Annotated in this window: 12 protein-coding genes; 9 read left to right on the top strand and 3 right to left on the bottom strand. The window is 63.4% G+C overall.

What is annotated here, in order from left to right:
• Positions 1 to 49: 49 nt before the first annotated feature.
• Positions 50 to 1507: an NAD-dependent succinate-semialdehyde dehydrogenase gene (locus tag E5W70_RS16255; protein WP_292659710.1), complete on the bottom strand. Its 1458-nt coding sequence runs from the start codon at positions 1505 to 1507 to the stop codon at positions 50 to 52.
• A 170-nt stretch (positions 1508 to 1677) separates the two neighbouring features.
• Positions 1678 to 2628, bottom strand: coding sequence for an AEC family transporter (locus E5W70_RS16250; protein ID WP_292659709.1), 951 nt, complete (start codon positions 2626 to 2628; stop codon positions 1678 to 1680).
• 150 nt (positions 2629 to 2778) lie between these two features.
• On the opposite strand from E5W70_RS16250, the gene E5W70_RS16245 reads away from it, so the two are divergent.
• From E5W70_RS16245 to E5W70_RS16215, 7 genes are all read left to right on the top strand, one after another.
• A complete protein-coding gene (locus tag E5W70_RS16245) occupies positions 2779 to 5787 on the top strand; it encodes a caspase domain-containing protein (RefSeq protein ID WP_292659707.1) in 3009 nt (1002 codons plus the stop codon).
• Positions 5788 to 5893: 106 nt separating this feature from the next.
• On the top strand, positions 5894 to 6442 hold the full coding sequence (locus E5W70_RS16240) for a histidine phosphatase family protein (protein ID WP_292659705.1): 549 nt from the start codon (positions 5894 to 5896) through the stop codon (positions 6440 to 6442).
• A gap of 202 nt (positions 6443 to 6644) precedes the next feature.
• The gene (locus E5W70_RS16235; protein ID WP_023719977.1) at positions 6645 to 6929 is read left to right on the top strand and encodes an acyl carrier protein; all 285 of its coding nucleotides are present in this window, start codon (positions 6645 to 6647) and stop codon (positions 6927 to 6929) included.
• A gap of 38 nt (positions 6930 to 6967) precedes the next feature.
• On the top strand, positions 6968 to 8155 hold the full coding sequence (locus E5W70_RS16230) for a beta-ketoacyl-ACP synthase (RefSeq protein ID WP_292659704.1): 1188 nt from the start codon (positions 6968 to 6970) through the stop codon (positions 8153 to 8155).
• 75 nt (positions 8156 to 8230) lie between these two features.
• Complete coding sequence (locus E5W70_RS16225) at positions 8231 to 9502, top strand: beta-ketoacyl-ACP synthase (protein WP_292659703.1); 1272 nt, start codon at positions 8231 to 8233, stop codon at positions 9500 to 9502.
• A gap of 83 nt (positions 9503 to 9585) precedes the next feature.
• Positions 9586 to 10614: a zinc-binding dehydrogenase gene (locus tag E5W70_RS16220; RefSeq protein ID WP_292659702.1), complete on the top strand. Its 1029-nt coding sequence runs from the start codon at positions 9586 to 9588 to the stop codon at positions 10612 to 10614.
• A 2-nt stretch (positions 10615 to 10616) separates the two neighbouring features.
• On the top strand, positions 10617 to 11609 hold the full coding sequence (locus E5W70_RS16215; protein ID WP_292659700.1) for a lipid A biosynthesis lauroyl acyltransferase: 993 nt from the start codon (positions 10617 to 10619) through the stop codon (positions 11607 to 11609).
• A 141-nt stretch (positions 11610 to 11750) separates the two neighbouring features.
• Here the strand turns inward: E5W70_RS16215 and E5W70_RS16210 are convergent, their stop codons facing one another.
• Entirely contained in the window at positions 11751 to 12179 is a 429-nt protein-coding gene (locus E5W70_RS16210) for a L,D-transpeptidase (protein WP_023676467.1), read from the bottom strand.
• Between the two features lie 222 nt (positions 12180 to 12401).
• On the opposite strand from E5W70_RS16210, the gene E5W70_RS16205 reads away from it, so the two are divergent.
• Both E5W70_RS16205 and E5W70_RS16200 read left to right on the top strand, forming a co-directional pair.
• The gene (locus E5W70_RS16205) at positions 12402 to 13691 is read left to right on the top strand and encodes an acetylornithine deacetylase/succinyl-diaminopimelate desuccinylase family protein (protein ID WP_292659698.1); all 1290 of its coding nucleotides are present in this window, start codon (positions 12402 to 12404) and stop codon (positions 13689 to 13691) included.
• Positions 13692 to 13821: 130 nt separating this feature from the next.
• Positions 13822 to 15300, top strand: a complete 1479-nt coding sequence (locus E5W70_RS16200; protein ID WP_292659697.1) for an ABC transporter substrate-binding protein — start codon at positions 13822 to 13824, stop codon at positions 15298 to 15300.
• Positions 15301 to 15374: the final 74 nt, after the last annotated feature.

Raw genomic sequence — 15374 nt, 5'->3', positions numbered from 1 at the left:
CCTTTCCGAAGCGGCCCAGGATCGTTTTCGGTATTACCGCATGAGGCTTCTAGAGACCAAGTCCGCCGATGCAGACATATTTGGTGTCGAGATAATCCTCGATGCCCTGATGGCCGCCTTCCTTGCCGAGGCCCGATTCCTTGACGCCGCCGAACGGCGCCTCAGGGGTGGTGATGAGCCCTTCATTGACGCCGACCATGCCGTATTTGAGCCCTTCCATGACCCGGAAGGCGCGGCCGAGATCGCCGGTGTAGAAATAGCAGGCCAGGCCGAACTCGGTGTCGTTGGCGAGTGCTACAGCCTCTTCCTCGGTCTCGAACTTGAACACCGGCGCTACCGGGCCGAAGATCTCTTCCTTCATGAAGCGCATCTTCGGCGTCGCATTGGCGATCACCGTCGGCTGGAAGAACGACCCGCCGAGCGCGTGGCGCTTGCCGCCGGCGACGACCTTGCCGCCGTTGGCGGTGGCGTCGGCAATCAGCTCCTCGACTTTTTCCACCGCCTTCTCATCAATCAGCGGTCCCTGCTGGACGCCGTCCTCGAGGCCGGAACCGACCTTCAGCCCGTTGCTCGCTGCAGCCAGCTTTTCGACGAACTGGTCATAGATGCCGGCCTGCACCAGGAAGCGGTTGGTGCAGACGCAGGTCTGCCCGGAATTGCGGTACTTGGCGGTGATGGCGCCAGCGACTGCCCGCTCGATATCGGCGTCGTCGAAGACGATGAACGGCGCATTGCCGCCGAGTTCCATCGACACTTTCTTGACGGTCACCGACGACTTCTGGATCAGGATCTTGCCGACCTCGGTCGAGCCGGTGAAGGTGATCTTCTTGACCAGCGGGTTGGCACAGATCTCGTCGCCGATCTCACCGGCGGCGCCGGTCAGGATATTGATCACGCCTTTGGGGAAGCCGACTTCCTCGGCAAGCGCGCCCCAGGCAAGGCCGGAATAAGGCGTCTGCGACGCCGGCTTGACCACGGCGGTACAGCCGGCGGCAAGCGCCGGACCGAGCTTGCGGGCCAGCATCGAGGACGGGAAATTCCATGGCGTAATGGCGGCGATGACGCCGACCGGTTCCTTGGTCACCAGGATACGGCGGTCCGCCCAGGGCGACGGCACGACGTCGCCATAGGTGCGGCGGCCTTCCTCGGCGAACCACAATATGTAGGACGCGGCCGAACCGATCTCGCCCTTCGATTCGAACAGGGACTTGCCCTGCTCGATAGTCAGCAGTTCGGCCAGCACGTCCTGTTTGTCCATCATCGCGTCGTGCAGCTTGCGCAACAGCTTCGAGCGTTCGAGCGCGGTGGTCGTGCGCCATGTCTTGAAGGCAGCGTCGGCGGCTTCGATGGCGCGGCGGGTCTCGGCCTTGCCCGATTTCGGCACGGTGCCGATCTTGAGGCCGGTGGCAGGATTGTTGACGTCGACCGTCTGGCCTGAATCGGCCTGCACCCATTCGCCATTGATGAGATTGGCCTGTCGCATGAAATGGCTGGTTTTCTGAAGCATGATCTCGCCTCCGTTCGGCACCTGGCGGGCCGGTCGCTGATTTCGTGAATGGACGTGCGCGATAGCATCGCTAGAGCCACTGCTCTTAGCCCAGGGCAAGCCCCGCAAGCAATCACAAGATGGCATATAGGGTTTGGGCCAGCCAAAGCGAGAGCGATGCAGCCGGGCTCTTATCCAAAAATATGGACGACCACGGTCAGCCAAAACGCAGTGGTCACGACCGCACAGGCGGTGGCGATGGTCATCTGGTTCGACGCCAGCGCCTGGCCGGTGTTGAACTGCACCGCGATGAGATAGGAATTGATGCCGGACGGCAACGCCGCAACCATGACCGCCACCTTGGCCGTCAATGGCGGCAGGCCGATCAGCCAGACCAGGCCGAGAACCAGCGCCGGCATCAGGAACAGTTTCAGCGCCGACAGCGCCAGCGCCGGCCTTACATTGCCGGAGATGCCGAAACGGCGCAGGCTGAGCCCCATGGCAAACAGCGCCACCGGGGCGGCCGTGCCGGCCAGCGCGTCGCTCAGCCGCGTCGCAAGCACCGGCAGCGGCGCACCGGTGAAGCGCCACGCGAGCCCGGCCAGTATGCCGATGATCAGCGGATTGATGAATACCCTCCTGAGAAAGCTCCTGACGACGCGGAGCGGATGCACAGGCTCGCTGCCGCCGCGGCCGAACATCTCGAACAGGATGATCGAGGCCATCATCATGACCGGCAGGTGAATGGAAACGAGCAGCGACAGTACTTCGAACCCGGCCGGCCCGAACACGCCGATGATGAAGGGCGCGCCGAGCAGGACAACGTTGGAGTAGGACGACGACACGCCACCGACGACGCCGGCGCGGGCGTCCCGCCCGAAGATGCGCGTAATGACCAGATGGCCGGCAGCCCAGGTGAGCGCGACCGCCGCGAAATAGGCGCCCCACAGCGACCAGGGCGCAACGCCGTGGAAATCCGCCTTTACCATCGTCTGGAACAACAACAGCGGCATTGCCACGTTGATGGCGAATTCGGATACGCCCTCGCCGCTCGCCGGCTTCAGATAGCCGGTGAACCCGGCAAGATAGCCGAGCCCGACGAGACTGAAGACGAAAAGGACGGTTTCGGTAAGCGGAGACATTTTTCCCGTGATAGGCGAGCCCTGATCGCGGCGCAATCGCCCTTCCCTCGCGAATGTACCGGCCAACAATCCGGCCGCTCGGATCTTGCCCGAATTTGCTCATGGTTTGATGCCAGCGCTATACAGGGCTGTAGGGGGGACGCGCGGCGAATGGGCGCTATCGGAAATCGGCACTTCTTCAAGCAGGCGTGGCGGACGGCTTTCGTAGCCGCCCTGCTCTGCCTGGTCACGACCTTGCTTCGCGCGGAGCCGGCGAGCCTCAAGGGCGTGGCGCTGATTGTCGGCCAATCGAGATACCAGCACATAGCGGCTCTTCCCAACCCCGCCAACGACGCCCGCGACATCGCCAAGATGCTGACCGATCTCGGTTTCGACGCGCGCAGCGTCACCGATCGCGACGCGGCAAAGCTGAAGCGCGACCTCGACCGTTTCGCCGAGGATGCCGAGGACGCCGATGTCGCCTTGATCTACTATTCCGGCCACGGCATCGAGGCCGGCGGCGAAAACTATCTGGTGCCGGTCGACGCCGACGTTTCTTCATTGAAGGACGCCGATCAGGCCCTGGTGCCGATTTCGGCCGTCATGGACGAACTGAAGACGACCGTGCCGGTAACGATCATGCTGCTCGATGCCTGCCGCACCAACCCGTTTCCGGCGGACGCGGTGCTGCGCCGGGCGCCCACGGCCTCGGCCTCGCCGATCGGCGCCGGCGGACTGGAGCCGGTGCGCGGCGCCAGGGCACTCGCCGATGCGCCGGCGAGCGAAAATTTGGGAACGGTGATCGGCTTCGCCGCCGAGCCCGGCCGTCCGGCACTCGACGGCCTCGTCGGTGAAAACAGCCCCTACGCAGCAGCACTTCTGCGCCACCTCGCGGCAATGAAGGGCACCGAGTTCGGCGCGGTCATGCGCATGGTGACCGAGGAGGTCTATCTCGACACCAAGGCAAAGCAGCGGCCATGGGTCAATGAAAGCCTGCGCCGGCTGCTCTATTTTGGCGTAGCACCGCAGGAACCGACCGGCGACGACGGGCTGATCACCGGCGAGCGGCGGCAATTGCTGCTGACGATCGCCGAGTTGCCGAACCCCAAGCGGGCACAGGTCGAACTAGCCTCGCTGCAGGACGGCGTGCCGCTCGACGCGCTTTATGGCGTACTGAAGGCGCTCGGCACCGAAAAGATGCCCGAGGATCCCACCGACCTGCAAAAGCTGCTCGATGCGCAGGCCGAGCGCCTGAAGAAGATGATTTCCGAGCGCAACGCGCTGCGCACCGACGACCCCGAGATCAGCCGCCTTGTCGCCTCGGCCGACAAGGCGATCGGCCAGGGCGCTATCGTCACTGCGCGCAACTTCCTCGACCAGGCGGTGGGCCGGGTCGAGCAGGCCAGCGGCGTGGTCGACCAGGCAGAGGATCTGGTCAGGCAGAAGCGTCTTGCCGACGCGGCGATCTATGCCAGGCGCGCCGACGCTTCGGCGCTGGTCTTCGACTATCTGTCGGCCGCCAACGATTACGGCAAGGCCTTCTCGCTGGTCGAGAAATGGGACGACAGACTACGCTGGAACTACAAGAACCAGGAGGCGGAAGCGCTTAACGCGCATGGCAACGCCACCGGCGACAGGCAAGCGCTGCAGCGCGCCATCGACGCCTACCGCGTCATCCTGAACTTCATCCCTAATGGCGAGCAGAACCGCGACTGGGCGATCACCCGCAACAACATGGCGGTGGTGCTGCAGACGATCGGCGAGCGCGAGCGCCAAACCGACCGGCTGGAAGAGGCAGCGAAAATCTTTCGCGATTCGCTTGCCGTGTTCGAGCGCGAGAAGGACGACCTCAACTGGGCCGCGGCCCAGAACAACCTGGCCAATGTGCTGCTGAAGATCGGCGAACGCGAGAGCGACCCGAAACGCCTGAACGAAGCAGTGGTGGCGATGCGCGCCACGCTGGAGAAGCGGCCGCGCGATAAAGTTCCGCTGGACTGGGCCGCCTCGCAAAGCAACCTTGGCCTTGCGCTTTACGCACTTTCGGAACGCGAACCGGGCGGCGAGCGCCTGACCGAGGCCGAGGCCGCCTACCGGCTGGCGCTTGGAGAATACACGCGCGAAAAGGCTCCCGTTCAGTGGGCGATGGTCCAGAACAATCTTGGCAACACGCTGGTGTCGCTCGGCACGCAACGCAACGACAAGGCGAAAATCGACGAGGCAGCCGCGGCGTTCCGCGCCGCGCTCGAAATCCGCACCCGCGACACCTTCCCGCTCTCCTGGGCGAGCAGCCGTCTCAATCTGGGTAACGCGCTGAGCAGTGCTGCCCGTTTCGACCTCGGCACCGGCCTGCTCGAAGAGGCGGCTGCCGCCTATGGCGACGCGCTGACCATATTCACACGCCAGCGTTTTCCGACGGATTGGGCTTCGGCGGAGAACAATCTCGGCTCGATCTACCAGACGCTCGGCCAGCGCACCCGCGACGCTGCCAAGCTTGAGCAATCGGCCGCCGCATACCGGGCGGCACGGCGCGTCTATACCAAAAAGGAGTTTCCGCTCGACTGGGCGATGACCCACTACAATCTCGGCAACACGCTGCAACTGCTCGGCGGCGTGACCGACAAGCCGGTGCACTACGAGGAAGCGATCGAGGCATATCGCGATGCACTGCGCGAATACAAGCGCGAGACGACGCCGCGGCAATGGGCGCTGGCGCAGGCCGGCCTCGGCTCGGCGCTGCAATGGCTGAGCATGAGCGAGGCCGATCCCGGCAAACTGGCCGCTTCGATCGCCGCGCGCCGGGCAGCGCTGGAGGTGCTGACCTTCGAGACCTCGCCCGTCGACTGGGCGAACGCGCAGAACGGCATCGGCATGAGCCTGATCAATCTCGGCAATCTCGAACGGACCGGCAAATATCTGGACGAGGCCGAAGCCGCCTTCAAGGCAACGCTCAAGGTCTTCACCCGCGAAAGCCAGCCGATGCAATGGGCCTTCGAGCAGAACAATCTCGGCGACGTCCACTGGAACCGCGGCAGCTATGGCGGCGGCAATGCCGAATACCAAAAGGCGATCGAATTCTTCGAGAACGCCAAGCAGGGCTTTACCGAAGCCGGCTACACAATCCCCATCCCGCTGACCGACCGCAAGATCGATCTGGTGAAGAAGCAGATAGCGAAGAAATAGGCGTCTCGGCCGCAGGTTGCACTCGGCTTGTCTTTCAGCCGGCTTTGCCGTCCCTATATGCCGGTCACCGGGGACCTGCCTGCCGGTCACCCGAAAAGGATATCTGATGTTTCGATTTGTGCTGGCGCTGCTGTTGCTTGCCGTTTCCGCCACAGCCCATGCGACGGAAGCCGGCTGGGCGCTGCTGCGCGACGGCGGGCATGTGGTCCTGCTGCGCCATGCCATGGTCACAGGCACCACCGATGCAGCCAATTTCGACCTCGGTAAATGCGCGACCCAGGTCAATCTCTCGGAGCGCGGCAAGCAACAGGCGCGCAAGATCGGCGCGCTGTTTGGCGCCCGCGCGGCACCGGTCGAGCGCGTGCTGTCCAGCCGCTATTGCCGCTGCCTCGAGACCGCCCGCATCGCTTTCGAAAGCGAGCCGGAGCCGTTCGCACCGCTTGACCTGCTGAAGACCGACGAAAAGGAGAAGGCCGCCCAGATCGCCGCGATCGTAGCCGAAATCCGTGGCTATTCCGGATCCGACAATCTGGTCATGGTCACACATCTCGAAAACATCAAGGAATTGACCGGCATCTCGCCGCGTGAAGGCGAAGCCGTGATCGTCGAGCCGCAAGGCAACGGTCTGCGGGTACTCGGCCGCGTTACGTTCTGAGGCGCGCTCCTCACGTCGAGCGAGATAGCTGTTGCCGAAATGCCACTGCCACGAGAAGTCGTGGTTGGATTCCGATCTCATCTTGCTCTGCCTGGGCAGCCAGCCCATCTGCGCGTATCAGGCCTTTTCCTGCCCGGAAAAACCGATTAGACAGCGCCAAACACATGCGGACAGATTCCGCCCGCAATCGAAGGAAAAGCCCTTGTCCACCACGTTCGACAAAGTCGCCAAGATCATCGCCGACACCAGCGAGATCGATATCGAGACGATCACGCCCGAAAGCCACACCATCGACGATCTCGGCATCGACAGCCTCGACTTCCTCGACATCGTCTTTGCCATCGACAAGGAATTCGGCATCAAGGTGCCGTTGGAAAAGTGGACGCAAGAGGTCAACGACGGCAAGGCTTCGACCGACGACTATTTCGTCATGAAGAACCTGTGCGCCAAGATCGACGCGCTCGTCGCCGCCAAGAACGCTACCTGAGCACAGCGCTTGACGCGCCCGACCCACAACAGCCCCCCATGAACCCCCACGACGTCGTCATATCAGGCATCGGCCTTGTCTCGTCGCTGGGCGAGGGTCCGGATGCGCATTGGCAAAAGCTCGTCCAGCCGCGCCTTGAGCCGGTTCTGGATGCCTCGCGCTTCTCGCCGTATACGGTCCACCCGCTGCCGGAGATCGACTGGAACCTGCAGATCGCCAAGCGTGGCGACCAGCGGCAGATGGAGACCTGGCAGAGGCTCGGCACCTATGTGGCCGGCCTTGCGCTCGACGATGCCGGCATCAAGGGCAATGACGAACTCTGCGCGACCATGGACATGGTGGTGGCCGCCGGCGGCGGCGAGCGCGACGAGGCGGTCGATGCGGCCATTCTCGCGGCATCGGAAAGCCGCAATGACCGCGACGTGCTGCTCAACGAGAAGCTGACCACCGAATTGCGCCCGACGCTGTTTCTGGCACAGCTTTCCAACCTGCTCGCCGGCAACATCTCGATCGTTCACAAGGTGACGGGATCGTCGCGCACCTTCATGGGCGAGGAAGGTGCGGGCGTTGCCGCAGTCGAGACGGCGGCCGCGCGCATCCGCTCCGGCCAGTCGACGCATATACTGGTCGGCGGCGCTTTCCAGACCGAACATTCCGACATGCTGCTCGGCTATGAACTGGCCGGCTACCTGCATCGCGGTCCGTGGCGGCCGGTCTGGCAAAGGCAAGGTGCCGAAGGCGGCGGTGTGGTGACCGGATCCGGCGGCGCGTTTCTCGTCCTGGAGCAGCGCGAGCACGCGGAAAGCCGTGGCCGGAAGATCTATGCGGAACTCGGCCCGGTCCTGTCCCGTCGCGCCAGGCGCCGGCGAGGCGAACTCGATGGTGAGATCGCCATGCTGCTGAAGCAAGCCGCATTGCCGGACGGTGAGTTGCTGGCGATCTCCGGCGCTTCGGGCGCCCACGCCGCGACCGCCGCCGAGAAATCGGCACTCGAGGCCAATCCGGCGATCGCCGCACGCGGCTTTTCGACGCTGACCGGCCACATGAAGGAAGCGCAGTTCCCCTTTGCCGTGGCGCTGGCGGCCCTGGCTGTCGACCGCAAGGCCGCCTATCCTGTCTTCGACGCCACAGTCGAAAAACCGTTTGCCGGCGTCCCGAAGACCGTCCTTGCAACGGCGATCGGCTATCACCAATTCGAGGGCATGGCGCTGATCAAAGCCGCCTAGAGCATCGGACCGAAAAGTGTGACGCGGTTTTCGGGCGATCCGATGCTCCAAGAGAAACAGGTTTTTGGACAACAAATGGCCAATCTGAACGACCACATGGGCAGGCCCATCGTCGCCGTCACCGGCATCGGCGTGGTGACGTCGCTCGGTGTCGGCAAGGCCGACAATTGGGCTGCACTGACATCAGGCAAATCCGGCATCCATCCGATCACCCGCTTCCCGGTCGATCATCTCAACACTCGCATCTCCGGCATGGTCGATTTCCTGCCGTCGAGCTCCAAGGGCGCCAGTCTCCTCACCTATGAGCTTGCCGAAACCGCCGCCCAGGAAGCGATGTCGGAGGCGGGCCTCGATGCCGGCGATTTCGGCGGACCGCTTTTCCTCGCTTCGCCGCCGGTCGAGCTCGACTGGAGCGAGCGCTTTTCGCTCTACAATTCCGACACGCACGATACCGGTGCAGAGAGGCTGCTGCGGGTGGCGCGCGGCCTCAGGGAACTCGACATCTTCGAGACCACCCAGTTCGGCTCGATTGCCGACCGGCTTGCCGACCGTTTCGGCACGCGCGGCCTGCCGATCACGCTGTCGACCGCTTGCGCTTCGGGCGCCACGGCGATCCAGCTCGGCGTCGAGGCGATCCGCCGCGGCGAATGCGACAGGGCGCTGTCGATTGGCGCCGACGGCTCGGCGACCGCCGAAGCCTTGATCCGCTTCTCGCTTCTGTCGGCGCTCTCCACGCATAACGACATCCCCGAAAAGGCCTCAAAACCCTTCTCCAAGGATCGCGACGGCTTCGTGCTGGCCGAAGGCTCGGGAGCTCTCGTGCTGGAATCGTTGGAGGCAGCACTTGCCCGCGGCGCCACCATTCTCGGCATATTGCGCGGCTGCGGCGAAAAGGCCGACGATTTCCATCGCACCCGCTCCAAGCCGGACGGTTCGCCGGCGATCGCGGCGGTGCGCGCCGCTCTTGCCGATGCCGGTTTGAGCGAGGACGGGATCGATTATGTCAACGCCCATGGCACCTCGACGCCCGAAAACGACAAGATGGAGCATTTGTCGCTGTCGACGGTGTTCGGCGAGCGGATCTCGTCAATGCCGGTCTCGTCCAACAAGTCGATGATCGGCCACACCCTATCGGCTGCCGGTGCCGTCGAGGCTGCATTTTCGCTGATGACGATGCGCGAAAGCGTCATTCCGCCGACCATCAACTACGACAATCCCGACCCGGCGATCATCCTCGACGTGGTGCCGAACACCAAGCGCAACGCCGAGGTCGACACCGTCCTGTCGAACTCCTTCGGCTTCGGCGGCCAGAACACCTGCCTTGTCATGGCGCGGGAACCGGTCTAAGCGACCGTTCCGCTCTAGCACTGTTGTCGTGCGCATGGTCCTTTCCGAAACGGTTCTCGGTCCTGCGCAACCTGGGATCTGGCATGCGCGCATTGCAACTTATCGAGGATCGCCGGCTTGAAACGGTGGACCTGCCGCCGCCGCCGCCGCCTTCGCTCGGCGAGGTGACGCTGCGCATCAGGGCCGTGGCGCTGAACCATATCGACGTCTGGGGCTGGCGCGGCATGGCCTTCGCCAAGCGCAAGCTGCCGCTGGTCGTCGGCGCCGAGGCCTCGGGCGAGGTCGAGGCGGTCGGCCCCGGCGTTTCCAGCCTTGTGCCCGGCCAATTGGTGTCGATCTATGGCGCCCGCACCTGCGGTCTTTGCCGCGCCTGCCGCGAAGGCCGCGACAATCTCTGCGAGCATGTTTCGGGCGTGCACGGCTTCCATCTCGACGGCTTTGCGCAGGAAAAGATCAACCTGCCGGCGCGCCTTCTGGTCCCCGCTCCGCCCGGCGTGAGCGAAATCGGCGCAGCGGTGGCGCCTGTCACCTTCGGCACGGTCGAGCACATGCTGTTCGACAATGCCCGGCTGCAGCCCGGCGAGACGATACTGGTCCATGCCGGCGGTTCCGGCATCGGCTCCGCCGCGATTCAGCTGGCCAAGAAGATGGGCTGCACGGTCATCACCACCGTCGGCTCGAACGACAAGATCGACAAGGCAAAGGCGCTCGGCGCCGACCACGTCATCAATTACCGCGACGACCGCTTCGAAGGCGTCGTGCGCAAGCTGACCAAGAAGAAGGGCGTCGACGTGGTGTTCGAGCATGTCGGCGCCGACACCTTTGCCGCCTCGATGCTGTGCCTCAAACGCGGCGGCCGGCTGGTCACCTGCGGCTCGACCTCCGGCGTGTCGACACAGATCAATTTGATGCAGTTGTTCCAGCAGCAACTGAAGCTGCTCGGCTCGTTCGGCTGCCGCATGGAAAACATGGCCGACGCTATGCAGAAGATGGCGGCGGGCCTGGTCGCGCCGGTGATCGACACCGAGGTCGGCTTCGACGGCATCGATGCGGCGCTGAAGCGCATGGAAGGCCGCGACGTCTTCGGCAAGATCATCCTGCGCGTCGGCTGAGAATGATCGGCAACGCCTTCAGGAAGATCCGCAGGGACGTGGGATTCCGCTATGGCAGGCGGCTTCGCCAGTTCAACTACTGGCTGGTCGCGCGGGTCGCGATGATCATCATCTCCGCGTTGCGCCTGCTGCCGCCCGACAGGGCGCTCAATTTCGCTGACAGCGCCGCCCGCCGCATCGGCCCTTGGGTAGCGCGCCATCAGGTTGCTGTCGACAATCTGCGCAAGGCCTATCCCGAAAAAAGCGATGCCGAGATCGAGGCGATCGCTTCCGACATGTGGGGCAACATGGCTCGCCTCGCCGCCGAATACATCTTCCTCGATGCTTTGTTCGACTACGATCCCACTGCGACGAAGCCCGGCCGTGTCGAGGTCAAGGGCGTGGAGCATTTCGTGCGCATCGCCGGCGAGGACAAGCCGCATATCGTCTTCACCGGGCATCTCGGCAATTTCGAGCTGCTGCCAGTGGCGGCGGCGACCTTCGGCATGAACATCACGGCGCTGTTTCGCCCGCCCAACAACCCTTACCTCGCCGACTACATCCTCTCGACCCGCCGCTCGAGCATGGGATCGCTGCTGCCGTCTTCGACCGGTGCCTCGTTCGCACTTGCGGCCATCCTGGAGAAAGGCGGCAATATCGGCGTGCTGGTCGACCAGAAATTCACCGGCGGGCTCGAGACGACATTCTTCGGCCGTCCCTGCGAGAGCAACCGGGTTCTCGGCACCCTGGCGCGGCACTATGATTGCGATGTCTACCCGGCGCGCTGCGTGCGCCTGCCGAACAACCGTTTCCGGCTCGAGATCGAGGACAAGCTCACCTTGCCGCGCACCGCCGGCGGCAGTGTCGACGTCCGCGCCACCACCCAGCTTCTCAACGACGTGGTCGAGCGCTGGGTGCGCGAAGACCCCGGCCAGTGGATGTGGTTCCACAAGCGCTGGGAGATCAGCGGCCGCAAAAAGCGTCGGCCGGCGACAGTGCGCGACAAAGCCGCCTGAGCGGACCATCTTTTTGGCACAAGCCCTATTTTGTTCTTGCTTTGTGCCGGCAGCTATGCTACTAATTTCGGTATGGTGCTATTGGGCCCCGACGAACCCGCCGCTCCGGCGGGTTTTTTATTGCGGGCCGAGGAGCAGGCCCTAATTCGTCACGAGGATCCGCGTATTGCCGAAGCCGGCTTTGCGCACCATCGAATAGAACGCGGCGGCGTTGCTGGGGTGGAGGCGCACACAGCCATGCGATGCCGGGCGCCCCAATTGCCGGATCGCGCCGGTGCCGTGGATGGCATAGCCGCCGCGGAAGAACACCGAATAGGGCATCGGCGACATGTCGTATTTGCGCGAATACCACATCCGGGCCGTCCGCTGTGGACGATAGCTGCCGCGCGGCGTGATGTAGCCTTTGCGGGCGGTGGAAACGCTCCACCGGTAATACGAAAGCCCGTATCTTACCGTCATCGTCTGTGAGGAAATATCGATGTTCGCGACCAGGCTGGCCGCCCGGCTCTCGAACGACGAACCGAACAGCATCGCCATCAATGCCGCTGCCATGAGAACAGTGTTTTTCATGCAATCAAACCCCTTTGATGCCCCTTGCCTGCCTGCCGTCACGCTGTTCTCCAGCGTTTTGATGGCAAGCCAGCGAGCTAACACCCACTCCCTGACGATTTCACCAATCCAAAGCAGCGAATTTGAACGATTTCCCGCAATAGTTGCCGTAACGACACGCAATCGCCCGGCAATTCGCCATCGGGCTTGCAAAACCGCCTCATCCGCTGCTCAATTCACCGAATGAACGAACCGAACGAACGGCTCCTCAAGGCTATCGATGACCGAGCCGATGATCTGGTTGCGCTGACCGCGGATCTGATCCGCTTTCCGACCATCAATCCGCCCGGCGAAGCCTATCGGCCATGTGCCGAATATATCGGCGCGCGGCTGAAGAAGCGTGGTTTTGAGATCGAATTCATCCGTGCCGAAGGCACCCCCGGCGACACGGACCGTTACCCGCGCGTCAACGTCGTCGCCCGTTTCGATGGCCGGGCGCCGGGTGCTTGCGTGCACTTCAATTCGCATATCGACGTCGTCGAGCCCGGCGACGGCTGGAGCCTCGATCCGTTCGCCGGCATCGTCAGGGATGGCAAGGTCTACGGCCGCGGCGCTTGCGACATGAAAGGCGGTCTTGCCGCCTCGATCATCGCCGCTGAAGCCTTCATGGAGGTCTTTCCCGATTTTCCCGGCGCCATCGAGATTTCGGGCACGGTCGACGAGGAGTCCGGCGGCTTTGGCGGCGTCGCCCATCTGGCGAAACTCGGCTATTTCTCCAGGCCGAAGGTCGACCACGTCATCATTCCTGAGCCGCTCAACAAGGACCGCATCTGCCTCGGCCATCGCGGCGTCTGGTGGGCGGAGATCGAGACCAAGGGGGAGATCGCGCACGGCTCGATGCCGTTCCTCGGCGACAATGCGGTGCGCCATATGGGCGCCGTGCTGCGGGCCTTCGAGGATGAATTGTTTCCGGCGCTCGACCGCAAGATAACGCGCATGCCGGTCGTGCCCGAAGGCGCAAAACGTTCGACCATGAACATCAACTCGATCCATGGTGGCCAGACGGAGGATTTCCGGCCCGGCCTGCCCTCGCCCAACGTGCCCGATTCGTGCCGGCTGACCATCGACCGCCGCTTCCTGCTCGAAGAGGATCTCGCTACGGTCAAAAGCGAGGTGACCGATATCCTGGAACGGCTGAAGCGCGAGCGCAAAAAGTTCGATTACGAAATCCGCGATCTGATGGAGGTGTTGCCGCTGATGACCGAGCGCGATGCGCCGGTGGTTAAGGCGGTCGCGCAAGGCATCATGGAGATATTCGACCGCGAGCCGGATTACGTGATTTCGCCCGGCACCTACGACCAGAAGCACATCGCCCGTATCGGCCACATCTATGACTGCATCGCCTATGGCCCGGGCATTCTCGACCTCGCCCACCGGCCCGACGAATGGGTCGGCATTGCCGACATGCTGGACTCGGCAAAGGTGATGGCGATCGGCCTCGACGTTCTGCTGAGGGGCGCCGGCCCGCGATGATCCGGCCGTGGGCGGAAAAACATTCCTCCCGGCGTCCGCGGACGGTACGAAACGCAATTTACTCGGCGGCGAATTCACGCTTCTATCCGCCCGGGTTTGAGCACGTGTTTTAGATATGGGGAGTTGCACGATGAAATTGTGGAAAACCATCCTGGCCGCTGCGGCGCTGGTGTTGGCCGCCGGAACCTCGGCGATGGCCGCACGCACCGACCTCGTCATCGGCATTACGCTCGAACCCCCGCATCTCGATCCCACCGCGGGTGCAGCGGCGGCGATCGACGAGGTGCTCTACGCCAATGTCTTCGAGGGCCTGACCCGCATCGGCCCGAACGGCGAAGTGCTGCCCGATCTGGCCGAAAGCTGGAGCATTTCCGACGACGGCAAGGTCTACACTTTCAAGCTGCATACCGGTGTGAAATTCCATGACGGCACCGACTTCAACGCCGATGACGTGAAATTCTCGCTCGACCGCGCCCGCGCCGACAATTCCGTCAACGCGCAAAAGGGCCTGTTTGCCGCCATCGACAAGGTCGAGGTCGTCGATCCCACGACGGTGACGGTCACGCTGAAGAACCCGCAGGGCTCCTTCCTCTACAATATGGGCTGGGGCGACGCGGTGATCGTGGCGCCTGAGACAGCCGACACCAACAAGGAAAAGCCTGTTGGTACCGGCCCGTTCAAATTCCAGAACTGGGCTAAGGGCTCATCGATCACGCTGGTCAAGTCGGACAATTACTGGGGCGCCCCGGTATTTCTCGACAAGGCCGAGTTCCGCATCATTCCGGATGCTGCCGCCGCCGTTCCGGCGCTGCTTTCCGGCGACGTCCAGGCCTTTCCGTTCTTCGACCCCGACAGCTTCGCCCAGGTCAAGGACGACCCACGCTTCAAGGTGGTGATCGGCTCGACCGAGGGTGAAACCATCCTGTCGATCAACAACAAGAAGCCGCCCTTCGACAAGCTGCAGGTCAGGCAGGCGATTTCCTTTGCGCTCGATCGCAAGGCGATCATCGACGGCGCCTCGGCCGGCCTCGGCGTGCCGATCGGCTCGCACATGTCGCCCGCCAGCAAGGCCTATGTCGACCTCACCGGCCTCTATCCGCACAATGTGGAGAAGGCCAAGGAATTGCTGAAGGAAGCCGGCCTAGAGAATGGCTTCAAGGCGACGCTCAAGCTGCCGCCGCCCTCCTACGCGCGGCTTGGTGGCGAGATCATCGCCTCCGAGCTTCGCGAAATCGGCATCGATCTCGAGATCATCCCAGTCGAATGGGCGCAGTGGCTTGATCAGGTCTTCACCAAGAAGGATTACGACCTGACCATCGTTTCCCACACCGAGCCCAATGACATCGATATCTATTCGCGCAAGGACTATTATTTCAACTACGACAATCCGGCCTTCGACAAGATCATCGACGAGCTGAACCTTACCTCCGATGAAGCCAAGCGCATTACGCTGCTCGGCGAGGCGCAGAAGGTCCTGGCCGATGACGCCGTGGTCGGCTTCCTCTACGAGCTGCCGAAGGTCGGCGTCTGGGATGCCAAACTGCAGGGCCTGTGGGAAAACGCCCCGATCCAGGCCAACGACCTGACCAAGGTGAAGTGGACGGATTGAGGCCGCTGGGCAAAGAGGCGAAGCTTGCGTTCCCGCCCACCCCCCTCTGCCCTGCCGGGCATCTCCCCCGCAAG

The sequence above is a fragment of the Mesorhizobium sp. genome (assembly GCF_005063415.1).
GTDB lineage: Bacteria > Pseudomonadota > Alphaproteobacteria > Rhizobiales > Rhizobiaceae > Mesorhizobium.
This window is presented reverse-complemented; position numbering and strand designations above follow the sequence as displayed.